13 protein-coding genes are annotated in these 14,021 nt (G+C 71.4%); 4 read left to right on the top strand and 9 right to left on the bottom strand.

The window, feature by feature from the left end; genetic code table 11:
- Positions 1–60 precede the first annotated feature (60 nt).
- The 4 genes from ACIQMU_RS12375 to ACIQMU_RS12390 form a co-directional block, all read right to left on the bottom strand.
- Complete coding sequence (locus ACIQMU_RS12375) at positions 61–918, bottom strand: ABC transporter permease (RefSeq protein WP_352239326.1); 858 nt, start codon at positions 916–918, stop codon at positions 61–63.
- Positions 915–1,886, bottom strand: coding sequence for an ATP-binding cassette domain-containing protein (locus ACIQMU_RS12380; RefSeq protein ID WP_352239325.1), 972 nt, complete (start codon positions 1,884–1,886; stop codon positions 915–917). The genes ACIQMU_RS12375 and ACIQMU_RS12380 overlap by 4 nt, the downstream gene beginning before the upstream one ends.
- A 57-nt stretch (positions 1,887–1,943) precedes the next feature.
- On the bottom strand, positions 1,944–2,540 hold the full coding sequence (locus ACIQMU_RS12385) for an NAD(P)H-dependent oxidoreductase (protein ID WP_352239324.1): 597 nt from the start codon (positions 2,538–2,540) through the stop codon (positions 1,944–1,946).
- Positions 2,541–2,856: 316 nt separating this feature from the next.
- Entirely contained in the window at positions 2,857–3,264 is a 408-nt protein-coding gene (locus ACIQMU_RS12390; protein ID WP_352239323.1) for a hypothetical protein, read from the bottom strand.
- A gap of 148 nt (positions 3,265–3,412) precedes the next feature.
- On the opposite strand from ACIQMU_RS12390, the gene ACIQMU_RS12395 reads away from it, so the two are divergent.
- Both ACIQMU_RS12395 and ACIQMU_RS12400 read left to right on the top strand, forming a co-directional pair.
- Complete coding sequence (locus tag ACIQMU_RS12395) at positions 3,413–4,306, top strand: hypothetical protein (protein ID WP_402688818.1); 894 nt, start codon at positions 3,413–3,415, stop codon at positions 4,304–4,306.
- Between the two features lie 60 nt (positions 4,307–4,366).
- A complete protein-coding gene (locus ACIQMU_RS12400; protein ID WP_352239321.1) occupies positions 4,367–4,612 on the top strand; it encodes a DUF2630 family protein in 246 nt (81 codons plus the stop codon).
- A gap of 223 nt (positions 4,613–4,835) precedes the next feature.
- Here ACIQMU_RS12400 and ACIQMU_RS12405 read toward each other — a convergent pair whose 3' ends face one another.
- A complete protein-coding gene (locus ACIQMU_RS12405) occupies positions 4,836–5,237 on the bottom strand; it encodes a S4 domain-containing protein (protein WP_352239320.1) in 402 nt (133 codons plus the stop codon).
- Between the two features lie 65 nt (positions 5,238–5,302).
- On the bottom strand, positions 5,303–7,372 hold the full coding sequence (locus ACIQMU_RS12410) for a PhoX family protein (RefSeq protein WP_352239319.1): 2,070 nt from the start codon (positions 7,370–7,372) through the stop codon (positions 5,303–5,305).
- A gap of 292 nt (positions 7,373–7,664) precedes the next feature.
- On the opposite strand from ACIQMU_RS12410, the gene ACIQMU_RS12415 reads away from it, so the two are divergent.
- The gene (locus ACIQMU_RS12415; RefSeq protein WP_402688819.1) at positions 7,665–9,407 is read left to right on the top strand and encodes a VWA domain-containing protein; all 1,743 of its coding nucleotides are present in this window, start codon (positions 7,665–7,667) and stop codon (positions 9,405–9,407) included.
- Here the strand turns inward: ACIQMU_RS12415 and ACIQMU_RS12420 are convergent.
- Together ACIQMU_RS12420 and ACIQMU_RS12425 are read right to left on the bottom strand one after the other, a co-directional pair.
- Complete coding sequence (locus tag ACIQMU_RS12420; RefSeq protein ID WP_402688820.1) at positions 9,341–10,657, bottom strand: sensor histidine kinase; 1,317 nt, start codon at positions 10,655–10,657, stop codon at positions 9,341–9,343. The two genes, ACIQMU_RS12415 and ACIQMU_RS12420, sit on opposite strands and share 67 nt — an antisense overlap.
- Positions 10,654–11,307 carry a response regulator transcription factor gene (locus tag ACIQMU_RS12425; RefSeq protein WP_352239429.1) on the bottom strand — a complete coding sequence of 218 codons (654 nt, stop codon included), beginning with the start codon at positions 11,305–11,307 and terminating at the stop codon, positions 10,654–10,656. Before ACIQMU_RS12425 ends, ACIQMU_RS12420 begins: the two co-directional genes overlap by 4 nt.
- A gap of 182 nt (positions 11,308–11,489) precedes the next feature.
- Between ACIQMU_RS12425 and metG the strand changes: the two genes are divergently transcribed.
- Complete coding sequence (metG, locus tag ACIQMU_RS12430; protein WP_352239316.1) at positions 11,490–13,103, top strand: methionine--tRNA ligase; 1,614 nt, start codon at positions 11,490–11,492, stop codon at positions 13,101–13,103.
- Between the two features lie 111 nt (positions 13,104–13,214).
- Here metG and ACIQMU_RS12435 read toward each other — a convergent pair whose 3' ends face one another.
- Positions 13,215–14,006 (bottom strand): L,D-transpeptidase family protein, encoded by a 792-nt coding sequence (locus ACIQMU_RS12435; protein WP_352239315.1) that lies wholly within the window; start codon positions 14,004–14,006, stop codon positions 13,215–13,217.
- Positions 14,007–14,021 lie beyond the last annotated feature (15 nt).

Genomic DNA, 14,021 nt, shown 5'->3' on the forward strand with positions numbered 1-14,021 from the left:
GGCAAGGGCACACGGGACGGACGTGCCCGCGGTGCACGGTGCGGGCACGTCCGTCGGCGGTCACTTCCGGTTGTAGAGCCGCATCGTCACCGCACCGAAGACCACCACGAGCACCCCGGCCCAGCCCAGCGTCCAGGCGATGTCGGCGGCCGGCCAGTTGCCCGCCATCAACTCGCGTACCGCGGTGGCGAGGTGGGTGACCGGACTGTTGTTGACGAACGCCTGGAGCCAGCCCGGCATCGTCTTCGGATCGACGAAGACGTTGCTGAGGAAGGTCAGCGGGAAGATCACCATCATGCTGACGCCCATCACCGACTTCTCGGAGCGCAACAGCAGCCCGAACATCGTCCAGACCCACGAGAACGCGAACGAGAACGCGATCAGCAGGGCGACAGCTCCCAGGACGCCGAGCACGCCGCCGTCCGGGCGGAACCCGATGATCATGCCGATGCCGAGCATCACCGCCGACGCCAGCAGGTAGCGCAGGACGTCACCGAGCAGATAACCGACCATCGGGGCGGGCCGCCAGATCGGCAGCGTGCGGAACCGGTCGAAGACGCCCTTGGCGATGTCCGTGTTCACCGCGACACCCGTGTACATCGTGATCATCACGACGCTCATCACCATGATGCCGGGAAGCAGGAACTGGATGTACTCCGACGTGGAGCCGGCCAGCGCCCCTCCGAAGAGGTACGTGTACATCAGGACCAGCATGATCGGGAAGGCCGTCACGTCGAAAAGCTGTTCCGGGACGTGCTTGATCTTCAGCATGGTGCGCCAGCCGAAGGTCATCGACGCTGACAGGGCGCTGGGCCTCGGCGGGCGCTCCTGGCCCACCAGGAGCGCCGAGAGGCGTTCCGTGTCCGGCGCGGCGAGCGCGACGCCCTCCGTATCCGTCTTGGCGGTCGCAGTGCTCATGCCGCCACTCCCTTCTTGTCCGTGAGTGCGAGGAAGACCTCGTCGAGGCTGGGCTGTCCCAGCGAGAAGTTGTCGACCGTGATGCCGCAGCGGGCCAGCTCGGCCAGGGCACGCCCGGCCTGCTCCGCCGCGCCCTGCTCGGAGCTCTGTCCGCCGATCCGGGCGGTCAGCGCGACCGGGTCGGCGTCCAGCTGGACGTCCGCGTTCAGGGCGACCGCCAGCACCTGTTGGGCCTCGGCCCGCTGGTCGCCGTCACGCAGCCGCAGATGGACGGTGCCGGAGCCGACGGATGCCTTGAGTTCGCCCTTGGTCCCCTCGGCGATGACCTTGCCGTGGTCGATCACCGCGATACGGGCGGCCAGCTGGTCGGCCTCGTCCAGATACTGGGTGGTCAGCAGGACCGTGGTGCCGTGGGCGACGACCGCCCGCACGATGTCCCACACCTGGTTGCGGCTGCGGGGGTCGAGTCCGGTGGTCGGCTCGTCCAGGAACAGCACGTCCGGTGTGTTCAGGATGGACGCGGCGATGTCGATGCGCCGCCGCATGCCTCCCGAGTAGTTCTTCACCTGCTTGTCCGCCGCCTCGGTCAGCCCGAACCCTTCGAGCAGCTGGCCCGCACGGTCACGGGACGCCGGCTTGGAGTGCCCGAGCAGCCGGCCGAGCAGGACGAGGTTCTCCTCGCCGGTCAGGTCCTCGTCCACCGAGGCGTACTGCCCGGTGAGGCTGACCTGGCTGCGGACCGCGTCGGCGTCCTTCACCACGTCCTTGCCGAACACCCGGGCGGTACCGCCGTCCGGGCGCAGCAGGGTGGCCAGCATCCGGACGGCGGTGGTCTTGCCCGCACCGTTGGGTCCGAGGACTCCGTAGACGGTGCCGGCGGGGACGGCGAGGTCGATGCCGTCCACCGCGCGGTTGTCGCCGAAGACCTTCACCAGCCCCGTGGTCTCGATGGCCAGTTCAGTGCTCATGATCCATTCCTTGTGAGTCGTCGATGGGATATGCGGTCTGCGTCGGGTTCCGGGCGCTCATGAGACGTACGGCCGGACGGCGCGCGCCTCCCGCAGGGCCCGTCCCCACCAGCCGAGCTGGTCGAGCATCAGGCCCACGGACCGGTCCCGGCCGGTGTCGCCGGGGTGTCCCTCCAGCGGCTGCTGGAGGAAGTCGAGCGCGACCCCGTTCCTCAGGGTCACCGTGTGCAGCTCGGTGAAGACCGAGCGCAGCTGCTCCACGGCGTACAGCCCGGCGGACCCGTGGCCGTAGCTCACGAAGGCGACCGGCTTGGTCTGCCACTCCTCGTAGGCGAAATCGATGGCCTGCTTCAGGGAGGCGGGGAAGGAGCGGTTGTACTCCGGGGTGACCACGACGAATGCCTCGGACCTGGCGATCTCCTCGGTGAACTCCGTCATCTGCTCGGTCGCCCGCCCCGGGTAGTGCACGGGGAAGGAGTAGTCGGCGAGGTCCAGCACGGTGAGATCCAGCTCGCTCCGGTCGCGGGCCCGTTCCATGAACCAGCGGCCGACCGCGTCGCCGACGCGGCCCTCGCGGGTGCTGCCGATAATCACCGCGACCCGCAGCGGGCGGACGCTCCCCGTGTCCCGCCCCGCCCCGGTGTTCGTCGTCATCGCTCGCTCCACCTCCCGCGGCCTCCGTCGCTTCCCGGCCCCGTCCGCCGGGCCGGTCCGCTCCCTCACCTCCTGGGCGCCAGACGCGAGGGCGCGGCCGCCAGATTGAATCTGGCGGCCGCGCAGACGGTCGGAGAGGACCCGGGCCGGGCCCCGCGACGGGGACCCGGCCTCGGGTCGGATACGGGGCCCAGCCCAGGCGCCAGGCCCGGAATTCAGGCAGGGGACCTAGGTGCGGAGGCTCAGGCGCAAGGGCTCAGGCGCGGAGCTCAGGCCAGCAGGCAGGCCCGTGGGCAGGCTCTGAAGCACACGGGCTTCAGGTCTCCCGCGTGTAGAAGAAATAGAACGAGACGCAGAGGACGCCCACGCCGACCACCAGCCCCAGAGCGGTCGACCGCAGCACGCTGGTGTCCGTGAGGCTCACCAGAAAGCCGATCGCGCACGCGGTCAGCGCGCCGTACACGGCCGCCCGCAGTTCACGCGGCAGCGAACCCTGAATCCGGCCCACCGCGAAGCAGAGTGCCGCCAGAACGACACCGGAGACCAGCCCGAGCAGGACCTGCCCGCCGGTACTGGGGCCGCCGTCCCGACGGATGAACGCCGCGTAGAACCCGTAGATCACACCGAGTACCAGTGGCAGGGCCCAGGCGAGCGGGGTGTGGTGACGGGTTCGCGCGTGCGCGCGCCCGCCCCTTCGGCCAGGCATCGCCGCATGTGTGGCCATCGCGTACAGCTCCTTCCGTCGCCCCCGTCTCCTTCCGCCCCCATCGCACGCCCCCCGTTCCTCCAGAGCACACCCGACCGCGCCGCCCGGCAACTCGAATGGCGTACGGCCCGGAGCGGCCCGGCTCCGTACGGGCTTTTCTGGAGGAGTGCGCACCTCTTCCCCGGCGATCTCGGCGACCTCGGCGGCCTTCTCGGCGGTCCTGCTCGTCCTGCTCGCTCTCCTCGTGCCGCTGAGCGCGCTCTCCGCCTGGGTCGACCTGGAGATCGACGACACGGACCGGTACGTCGCCGCCGTTTCACCGCTCTCCTCCGACCCGGCGGTGCAGACCACCGTCGCCGACCTGGTCACCGACGAGGCGATGCGGCAGATCGACCTCGGTCCGCTCCAGGAAGCCGTGCGGGAGTTCCTGCACGAGAGCGTGCGGTCCTTCACCACCACCGACGCCTTCCGGAACGCCTGGGACACCGCGAACCGGGCCGCCCACGAGGCGGTGGAAGCAGCCCTGGACGGTGACGGCGGGGAAGCCGTGACGATCGACCTGGCCCCGGTGATCGACCAGGTGAAGCAGGACCTGGTGCGCGACGGCGTGCCGTTCGCGGACCGGATCCCGGTCGAGCGGACGGAGATCACCGTGCTCGGCCCCGACCAGGCCGATGACCTCAGGAGCTCCTTCCGATGGCTTCGCGCCTGCAGCATCTGGCCGGCGGTCGCCACGCTGGTGCTCCTCGTCCTGGTGGTGGGCATCGCGACCGTACGGCGTGGGCTGCGGGCCGGGCTGTGGGCCACCGCGACCGTGGGGGCCGGGTTCGTGCTCGGCGCGATCGTGCTCCGGGTGCTGGTCGCCATCGGCCGCGGCCGGGTGCTGGACGAGGTGCCGGACAGCGACCGGGACGCGGCCGCCGCCGTGGTCCACGCTCTGACGGCCTCGCTGCGGACCACGGTGTGGGTGGTGCTGGCGGTCGGTGCGTTCCTGCTCGTGGGCGCGGTGGTGACCCGGGCGGTCCTGCGGAAGGGAAAGGCGCCGGCCGACGTGCGGTGAGACGGTGCCCGGGGAAGAGTGGAATCCGTGTCCGCCACCGAGCGACCCGAAAGAGGCGTCATGGACGACCGCGACATCTTCGAGCACGTCGACGAGCTGGTCTCCGAGGAACGCGACCTGCGCGACCGGTCCGTGGCGAAGATGGGCCTGACCACGGACGAGAAGGCCCGGCTGCGGGCGGTGGAGGTCCAGCTGGATCAGTGCTGGGACCTGCTGCGCCGACGGCGCGCGCTCAGCGAGTACGGCGAGGATCCCTCGACGGCGAAGGTCCGCCCCGCCGACGAGGTGGAGGGGTACCAGAACTGACGGGCCCTCCCGGCGAGGCGTCCGCACCGCCGCCGGTGGGGTGTTTCACGTGAAACACCCCACCGGAGCAGGCGACCATGCCGGACCGAGGAGCGAGCAGCGGCCAGCCGAACCGAGGATCGAACGGCGGTCGCCCGTCGGAGCCTTGCGGTCTCACCACCCGGGGCGCCCTGCGGTTCACCGGCCGGGGCCCGTCAAGCGCTCGCGGCCCTGACCGGTGGCCTCAGCTCTCCGGCGCACGCCCCTGAAGGCGTTCCATCTCCCGGCGGTCGCGCTTGGTCGGACGACCCGCGCCCCGGTCGCGTACGGGGACCTGGAGGGCGGTCTCACGGGGCGGCGGGGGCGGGCTGTTGTCGACGTAGCACTCCACGGCCACCGGCGGCCCGACCCGCTTCTTCACGATCTTCGACACGACGACCACCCGGTCCCGCCCCGCGTGCCGGAACCGCACCTCGTCGCCGACGCGTACGGCCTGGGCGGGCTTGGCCCGCTCGCCGCCGACCTTCACATGTCCTGCCCGGCAGGCGGCGGCCGCCTGGGCACGGGTCTTCGTCAGCCGGACCGACCAGATCCACACGTCGACCCGGACGCTTCCTGCCGCCTGCGGTGCGTCACCGGAAACCATGCCCCCGACTCTAATGCGGACCGCGCGGCAAGCGGGAGGCACGAGCGCCTCCCGCCTGCCGGACCTCACACGCCGATGTCGCGCCCGTCCCTGCGCCAGACGGCGACGACCGAGGGCCGGACGATCTTGCCCGGTCCGTCGGGCCAGACGCTCCCAGGGTTCTCCACGGAGGCCCCGTCCACCTCGCCCGGGTGCTGGACCGCGACCAGGACACGGCGGTCCTGGATGACCGGACCGCAGGTCTCCGCGCCGGTCGGGACCGTGAGGAACTGCTTCAGTTCGCCGCGCCGGTCACCGTGGGTCGCCACGCCGAACAGCCCGTCGTGCGAGCCGAGCTTGTTGCCGTCCGTGGAGATCCACAGGTTGCCGTGGTCGTCGAACGCCACGTTGTCCGGGCAGGAGATGGGACTGACGTTCTCCTTGGGGAAGCCCGCGTAGTACGTCGACGGGTCGTCCGGGTCGCCCGCGACGAGGAACAGCCGCCAGGCGAAACCGTCGGCCGCCGGGTCGTCCCAGTTCTCCGCGAACTCCAGGATCTGCCCGTGCTTGTTGCCGTTGCGCGGGTTGGCCTCGTCGGCGCCGGGCTTGCCCGCCTTGCCGCGGTCGGAGTTGTTGGTGAGCGCCACGTAGACCCGGCCGGTGCGCGGCGAGGGCTCGACGTCCTCGGGGCGGTCCATCTTGGTGGCGCCCACCTTGTCACCGGCGAGCCGGGTGTAGACGTACACCTCGTCGGCGGTCATGCCCGGCACGTGCGAGGTGGTGCCGGTGGCCAGCGGGATCCAGACGCCGCTGCCGTCGAACTCCCCGTCCACAGGCAGCTTTCCGGTGCCGTCGATCTCGGTGACCGGCGAGTCGCCGCTCAGCTTGGCGACGTACAGCGTGCCTTCGTCCAGCAGCGTCAGGTTGTGCTCGCGCGCGGCACGCGAGTTCCCCTTCATCATCCGCTTGCTGGAGACGAACTTGTAGAGGTAGTCGAACTTCTCGTCGTCGCCCATGTAGACGACCGGGCGGCCGTCCGAGGTGAGCCGGGGCTGTGCGGCCTCGTGCTTGAACCGGCCCAGCGCCGTCCGCTTGCGCGGGGTGGAGTCCGGGTCGTACGGGTCGAGTTCGACGACCCAACCGAAGCGGTTGGCCTCGTTGGGCTCCTCCGCCAGGTCGAACCGCCGGTCGAACCGCTCCCACTTGCGTTCGGTGGCGCCGGCGCGGAGCCCGTACCGCTTGTGCATGTCGGTCGAGCCGTTGGCGAAGTACTGGTTGAAGTTCTCCTCACCGTGCAGCGTGGTGCCCCACGGAGTGGTGCCGCCCGCACAGTTGTTGAGGGTCCCGAGCACCTTGCGGCCCGTACGGTCGGCGGAGGTGCGCAGCAGGGCGCTCCCCGCGGCCGGGCCCGTCATGCGGAACTCGCTCGTCGCGGTCAACCGGCGGTTCAGCGGGTGCCGGTTGACGGGCCCCAGCTTGCCTGTGCGGTGCTCCTCCTGGACCACGACCACGGAGAGTCCGTGCGCCGCCCAGGCGATCTCCACCTGCTCGCGCGTCGGATTGGCCGGATCGTAACCGCGGAACATGAGGATCTCGTCCGAGTACTCATGGTTCGCGACCAGGACCTGCCGGCCGCGCTCGCCGCGCAGCGGGAGCAGGGAGAGGAAGTCGTTGTTGTAACCGAACTGGCCCGCCTGCGCCTTCGCCGTCTGCTTGTCCGGGTCGAAGGCGGGCGCGCCGCGCAGGATCGGTTCGCCCCAACGGATCACCACGTTCTGGGCGTACCCGTCCGGGATGGTGACCTTGTCGTCCGTGTTGGGCGCGACCGGCGAGAACCGCAGGCCACGGGCGCCCGACCGGCCCGGCTTGTGGGGGTGGTCCGGCCTGTGTCCGTGCCCGGCGAGCGCGGCGGCCTCGGCCTGCGGGGCGCTCGGGCCGGTCAGCGCGGCGGTCCCGGCGGCGGTGGCGACGGTGACCACGGCGGCGGCGCGCATCATCGAGCGGCGCGACACGGCACCGGCGATGATGTCGCCGGCGTACTCGTTGTCGCTGTTGTTGGGAGTCTCCTGGAAGCAGGCGTCCCCACAGCGGAAGCGGCAGGTCAGCGCGGAACGCCCACCCGGATGCGGGCTGATGAACGGCAGCAGATTGCGCACGTGGATTCCCTCCGTCTGGTGTCGTGCGTGACGGTATGGGTGCCTCCACGCGGTCCGAGGGACTCCCGGTGAACGGCGGGTGAAGTCCGGGCCACCGCTGTTCCCTTGAGGGTCGCGGGCGACGGGTGTCATGGACTCGGCACGGGAACGGTTTCGGCTCGGTTGACACAGGGGTGGGCCGCACCGGCGAACGGCCGGATCCGGCCGCTAACCTTACGTATCCGTCCTGGCCAGGGATGAATTCACCCAGGTCGGACATTCACCGCACCCAACTCATGCGAAAGGCTCGCCCATGGGCATTCGGAGCTTGCTGCGTAAGGTGTTCGGCCGCACAGAGCAGGACGAGCCGACCACGGCCACCGTCCCGCCCCAGGCCGAGCGCGCTCAGCCCAAGGAGCCGGAGCCGGAGACCACTTCGGCGGCCGAACCCGCGGCGGAACGGAAGGCGTCGATTCCGGCCCCGGCCTCGCCCGCGTCCACGGTCACCTCCCCCGCCACGTCCTCGTCCTCGTCCGCCACGGAGACTTCGCCCACCGCGTCCGCGGCCTCCCCCGCCAGGGAATCCACGGAGCGTGACGACTCCCGGGCCACCGATCTCGTCGCGGAGGCATTCGACAGGGCCGCCGCCGCATCGGCGTCGTCGCCGACCGTCCCCGCGCAGGGGTCGGCTCCGGAGGAATCCGCAAAGCCGGAGGAGCCCGGGGCGCCGGTGACCGCCGAGGAGGCAGTCAAGGACGAGACGCCGCTCACGGTTGGGGAGGCGGTCAAGGACGAGACGCCGGCCACCACCGAGGAACCCGCCGAACCCGCCGCCGAGGAAACCGTCAAGGACGAGGCACCGGAGCCGACGCCGGAGCCCGAGCCGATCACGATCGACCTCGACGTCGAAGAGGCCCCCGAGCCCGCACCCGAACCGGTGGGCACGCCGGAAACGGCCGTGGCAGAGACAGCAGCAGAGGCTAAGGCAGAGGCAGCAGCGGAGACGGAGGAAGCCGAGGTTACGCCGCAGGCGGAGACGGCAGAGGCCGCAGCTCCGGAGGCCACTCCCGAGGCTCCTCAGGCCACCGCCGAGGCCCCCGAGGCCCCCGAAGCCGCCGAGGGCCCGAAGGCCGCCGAAGCCTCAGCGACCCCCGAGGCCGCACCGACGCCGGCCGTCGAGGAAGCCTCGGCCACCACGGAAACTCCGGTCATCACAGAAACCCCGGCCGCCCCCGAAACCCCGGAGACCCCGGCCGCCCCCGAAACCCCGGCGGCCCCTGCCGAGGCGGAGCCCGCCGCCACCGCACCGGAGCCCGCCGCCACCGCACCGGAGCCGGCCCCCGTCGCACCGGAGTCCGCTCCCGGTAAGCCCGCCACCACCCTCGCGCGGGTCACGTCGCGCGCTCCGCAGCTCGTCGCCCCGTACAAGGCGGCGCGGCAGGCACTTGAGGAGCACGGTCTGACCGGGCTCCGCGCCCGCGTCTACCTGGTGCTCGACCGCTCCGGTTCGATGCGGCCGTTCTACAAGGACGGCAGCGCCCAGCACCTGGGCGACCGGACGCTCGCGCTCGCCGCGCACCTGGACGAGGACGCCACCGTGCCGGTCGTCTTCTTCTCGACCGACATCGACGGCACCGGGTCCATCGAACTCTCCGGCCACGAGGGGCGCGTCGACGAGCTGCACGCCGGCCTCGGCCGACTGGGCCGGACGCACTACGAACGGGCAATCGAGGAGATCGTCGCGCACTACGAGAAGTCGGGTGCCACCGGTCCGGCTCTGGTGGTCTTCCAGACGGACGGTCCGCCGGACGCCAAGCAGGCCGCCCGGCAGGCTCTCGCGGAGGCGGCGCGGCTGCCGCTGTTCTTCCAGTTCGTGGCCTTCGGCGAGCACGAGGCGAAGGGCTTCGACTTCCTCCGGAAGCTGGACGCCCCGAACACCGGCTTCTTCCACGCGGGACCGGCGCCCCGCGAGGTCGCGGACGCCGAGCTCTACCGGGAGGTCCTCGCCGGGCTGCCGGCCTGGACCGCCGCACGCGCGGACGGCGCCGAGGACTGATCGACCGGCAGCCGAACGGTCACGGCGAGACCGCCGCCCCCCGGGCCCGGTACCGCCGTGACCGTTCCGCCGTGGGCCACCGCGATCGACCGTACGATCGACAGCCCGAGGCCCGAACCCGGGCCCATCCGGTCCCGGCCCTCGCCCCGCCGGAACGGCTCGAAGAACCCCGCGATATCGGCCTCGGAGACCACCGGGCCGGTGTTGCGCACCAGCAGGGCCCCCTCCCCCGTCAGCGACACCTCCACCGTGCCGCCCGGCACGTTGTACGTCACCGCGTTGGCCAGCAGGTTCCCCACCAGCTGGGCGAGCAGCAGCCGGTTGCCGCGCACGGCACAGGCGGCCACCGCGACGTGCACGGCCGGTCCGCCGTCCCTCGCCGGCCCGGCCGGACGGCCGCCGCCCGGCTCCCGCGCCTCCGGGCCGCCGCCCGGGCCCCGTACCGCCGGATGCCGGGCCGTCTCCTCCGTGACCACCCGGTCGAGGCGCACCGACTCACGCTCGTCCGCGGCCAGGCCACGTTCGCTGCGGGCCAGCACGAGCAGCCCCTCGATGAGCCGCTCGCTGCGCCGGTTGGTGTCCAGCAGGGTCTGCCGGGTGCGTACGAGGTCCTCGGGGGACGGGTCGTCCAGGCCGATCTGAATCGCGGCGCGCTGGGTGGCCAGCGGAGTCCTCAGCTCGTGCGAGGCGTTCGCGATGAATCTCTGCTGGCTGTCGAACGCCCTCTCCAGCCGGGCCAGGAGGGCGTCCAGTGTCTCGCCCAGTTCTTTGAGCTCGTCGTCGGGCCCGGTGGGCGCCATCCGCTCGTGGAGGGTGTGCGCGGAGAGCCGGCGCGCCTTCTCGGTCATGTCGTGCACCGGGCGCAGCACCCGCCCGGCGGTCCACCAGCCCACCGCCACCGCGCAGGCCGTCATCACGAGCAGCGCGGCTATCGACCAGTACATGAGCTGGCGCCCCGCCGCGTTGCTGACGTGGTCGGTGAGGTCGTAGACGGTGGGCGGCCCCAGCTGCCTGCGGGAGATCAGCGGACCGTTCACCGCGTAACCGGGCTGGGCGACCGCGGCGGACGAGGCGATGGAGCGCGCCTCGGAGTTCGTGCCCGCGCGGGACGCCAGGTTGACGGTGGCCAGCAGCGCGGTGCCGAGCACCAGGAAGACGCCGCCGTACACGAGGGCGATCCGGGTCCGGATCGTGGAGTGCGGCAGCTTCGAGGCGTCCACCAGCCGCCGCGTCAGGGACGGCCGCCTCACAGGGTGTACCCGACGCCCTGCACGGTGCGGATCAGCGCGGGCTCACCGAGCTTGGCGCGGAGCTTGCTCATGCAGACGCGCACGGCCCCCGTGAACGGGTCGGCGTTGGCGTCCCAGGCCCGCTCCAGCAGCTCCTCCGCGCTGACCGTGCCGCCGTCGGCCTCCAGGAGCAGTTGCAGGACGGTGAACTCCTTCGGCGACAGGTCCAGCTCCCGGCCGTCGCGGAGCGCGGAGCGCCGCACGGTGTCGAGGCGGATGCCGTGCCGCTCCAGCTGCGGCGGTACGGGTCTGGCGCTGCGCCGGCGCAGGGCACGCACCCGGGAGACCAGCTCCGGGAACTCGAACGGCTTGGCCACGTAGTCGTCGGCCCCCAGGTCGAGCCCGGCGACCCGGTCCTCCATGGTGCCGGAGGCCGTGAGCATCAGGATGCGGGTGCGGGAGCCGGAGGCGACCAGCCGGCGGGCCACGTCGTCGCCGTGCACCCGGGGGAGGTCGCGGTCGAGCACGACGACGTCGTAGTCGTGCAGGCCGAGATAGGCGAGGGCCGCGTCCCCGCTGTACACCGTGTCGACCGCGAAGCCGGCCCGGCGCAGCCCGGTGGCGACCAGTTCCGCGAGGGTCTCCTCGTCCTCGGCGACCAGTACCCGCATGGTGATGTCCTCTGCCTCGTGCACGCTTGTCCGCTCCCTCCCAGGATGCGTCTTTCCTACGGGAACCATTACGGGAACGGATGTTTCGCAAAGCTCTCCGCCTCAGGGCGTCGCTCCGCCCGCGCGCGGGGCCCCGTTCGTCGATGTGAGTGGATCTTGGTCGGGCCGTTAGGATTTCGGCCATGGCGGCCACTGGATCCGAGAAGCAGGGGACGACGGCGTACTACGTCTCGACCCCCATTTACTACGTCAACGACGCTCCTCACCTGGGCCACGCCTACACGACCGTCGCAGGCGACGTGCTCACGCGCTGGCACCGCCAGCGCGGCGAGAAGGTGTGGTACCTCACCGGCACGGACGAGCACGGTCAGAAGATCATGCGCACGGCCGAGGCGAACGACGTGACTCCGCAGGCTTGGTGCGACAAGCTCGTCGAGGAGGCGTGGAAGCCCCTCTGGGAGCATCTGAACATCGCCAACGACGACTTCATCCGGACGACGGAGAAGCGGCACACCGACCGTGTGCAGGAGTTCGTGCAGGACCTGTACGACAAGGGCGAGATCTACAAGGGCGGGTACGAAGGCCCGTACTGCGTGGGCTGCGAGGAGTACAAGCTCCCCGGCGATCTGATCGACGGCGAGGGCGAGTTCGCCGGTCAGAAGCTGTGCCCGATCCACAAGAAGCCGGTGGAGCTCCTCAAGGAGGAGAACTACTTCTTCAAGCTCAGCGAGTACGGTCCGAAGCTGCTGGAGTTCTACGCGGCGAACCCCGGCTTCATCCAGCCCGAGTCGGCGCGCAACGAGGTCGTGAACTTCGTCGAGCAGGGCCTCCAGGACCTGTCGATCTCGCGCTCGACGTTCGACTGGGGCGTCCCGGTCCCGTGGGACGACCAGCACGTCATCTACGTCTGGATCGACGCGCTGCTCAACTACGCGACGGCCGTCGGCTACGGCGCCAACCAGGAGAAGTTCGACGGTACGTTCCCGGCGAACGTGCACTTGATCGGCAAGGACATCCTCCGCTTCCACTCGGTGATCTGGCCCGCGATGCTGATGGCGCAGGGTCTGCCGCTGCCCGGCAAGGTCGTCGCCAACGGCTGGCTGATGGTCGGCGGCGAGAAGATGTCGAAGTCGAACCTGACCGGCATCAAGCCGCAGGACCTGACCTCGCACTTCGGCGTGGACGCCTACCGCTGGTACTTCCTGCGGGCCATCGCGTACGGCAGCGACGGGTCGTTCTCCTGGGAGGACTTCAGCGCCCGCTACACCTCCGAGCTGGCCAACGACTACGGCAACCTCGCCTCGCGGGTCGCGGCGATGGTCGGGAAGTACTTCGGCGGGGAGCTGCCGGAGGCCACGGCCGCCGGTGACGCCGAGCGGGCCGTGCGGGAGGGCCTCGCGAAGGCCGTCGCGACCGCCGACCAGAAGATCGGCGAGGAGCTGGACTTCCAGTCCGGCATCCTGGCGGTCTTCGACTTCGTGAAGCAGGTCAACGGCTACATCACGGAGCAGGAGCCGTGGAAGGTGGCCAAGGACACCACTCCCGAGGGCCAGGCCCGCCTGGCGACGATCCTCTACACGGCCGCCGAGGCCCTGCGCGGCGTCGCGGTCCTGCTGAACGCCGTGATGCCGGAGACCTCGCAGCGGCTCTGGGAGTCCCTGGGCGCGGAGGAGTCCCTGGGCGCCCTGGCCGACCAGAAGGTCCAGGACGCGGGCGCCTGGGGCGTACTGCCCGCCGGCGCGACGGTGACGAAGGGCGCGGTGCTGTTCCCGCGCCTGGAGGAGAAGCCGGCGTAACGCCTCCGTACGCACGAGGAGCCCGGGACCGTGAACAGCGGTTCCGGGCTCCCCTCGTTCCGGCTCCGGGTCAGCGCACCCAGCTCTTGAGCGGTTCAGCGACCACCCGTCTCACCGCCCCAGCGACTCCGCGTCCCCCATGACGATCACCGGCTTCTTGGCCGGGTCCAGGGTGCGCAGGAGTTCCACCATGTGTTTCTCCGGGACGGAGACGCAGCCCTGGGTCGGGCCGCCGTGGTCCACGTGGACCCAGATGCCTCCGCCGCGTCCGAGGCCGAGCGGGCGGGTGCGGTCCAGGGGGCTGACGCCTGCCGTGCGGTTGTAGTTGATCGCGACGACGTAGTCGAAGGAGCCCTCCAGCGGCTCTCCGAAGAAGCCCTCACCGTCCACCGCGAACCGGGGGTGCTCGTCGTACGGGAGCAGCGCTCCCGGGTCGGGGAGCCGGCCGCCCGCGTCGGTGAGCGGGTAGACGCCCGTGGGGGACCGCAGATCGCCCGCCACGTGGTGGTCGGTCCAGCCCTCCATGCCGTTGTGCGCGGGCCAGGGCCCCGCGACCGGCCGCCAGCCCCGCGCGGTGTCCTCGCGGCTGTACAGGACGGCGCTGGACTGGTTGGCGTCGGCCTCCTCGCCGGTCACGACGAACGCCTGCCGGGCTCCCGCGGGAATCGCCGCGCGGGTCTCGGGTCCCAGGCCCGGAATCTCGGCGGGGCGCGGCGCGGGAGAGGTGGCCGGTGAGGCCCGGAGTCCCGGCGCCGCGTCGGACTGCGGGCCCGCCGCGCCCTGCCCCGGGGCTCCGACGGGGGATTTCACGGGAGCGGTGTCGGAGGAGCAGCCTGCGAGCATCAGGGCCAGGGCGAGGAGCGGTGCGGCGAGCAGGGCGGGCGGGCGGCGCGGGACGGACACGGTGGCGGGCTCCTC

This window comes from Streptomyces sp. NPDC091649 (genome assembly GCF_044756785.1).
Classification (GTDB): Bacteria; Actinomycetota; Actinomycetes; order Streptomycetales; family Streptomycetaceae; genus Streptomyces.

Bases quoted from the DNA above. Each gene is read 5' to 3' on its own strand.
- metG (WP_352239316.1), top strand. From the start codon at position 11,490: ATGGCGGCCACTGGATCCGAGAAGCAGGGGACGACGGCGTACTACGTC.
- ACIQMU_RS12425 (WP_352239429.1), bottom strand. From the start codon at position 11,307: ATGCGGGTACTGGTCGCCGAGGACGAGGAGACCCTCGCGGAACTGGTC.
- ACIQMU_RS12380 (WP_352239325.1), bottom strand. From the start codon at position 1,886: ATGAGCACTGAACTGGCCATCGAGACCACGGGGCTGGTGAAGGTCTTC.
- ACIQMU_RS12375 (WP_352239326.1), bottom strand. From the start codon at position 918: ATGAGCACTGCGACCGCCAAGACGGATACGGAGGGCGTCGCGCTCGCC.
- ACIQMU_RS12385 (WP_352239324.1), bottom strand. From the start codon at position 2,540: ATGACGACGAACACCGGGGCGGGGCGGGACACGGGGAGCGTCCGCCCG.
- ACIQMU_RS12415 (WP_402688819.1), top strand. From the start codon at position 7,665: ATGGGCATTCGGAGCTTGCTGCGTAAGGTGTTCGGCCGCACAGAGCAG.
- ACIQMU_RS12390 (WP_352239323.1), bottom strand. From the start codon at position 3,264: ATGGCCACACATGCGGCGATGCCTGGCCGAAGGGGCGGGCGCGCGCAC.
- ACIQMU_RS12400 (WP_352239321.1), top strand. From the start codon at position 4,367: ATGGACGACCGCGACATCTTCGAGCACGTCGACGAGCTGGTCTCCGAG.
- ACIQMU_RS12405 (WP_352239320.1), bottom strand. From the start codon at position 5,237: ATGGTTTCCGGTGACGCACCGCAGGCGGCAGGAAGCGTCCGGGTCGAC.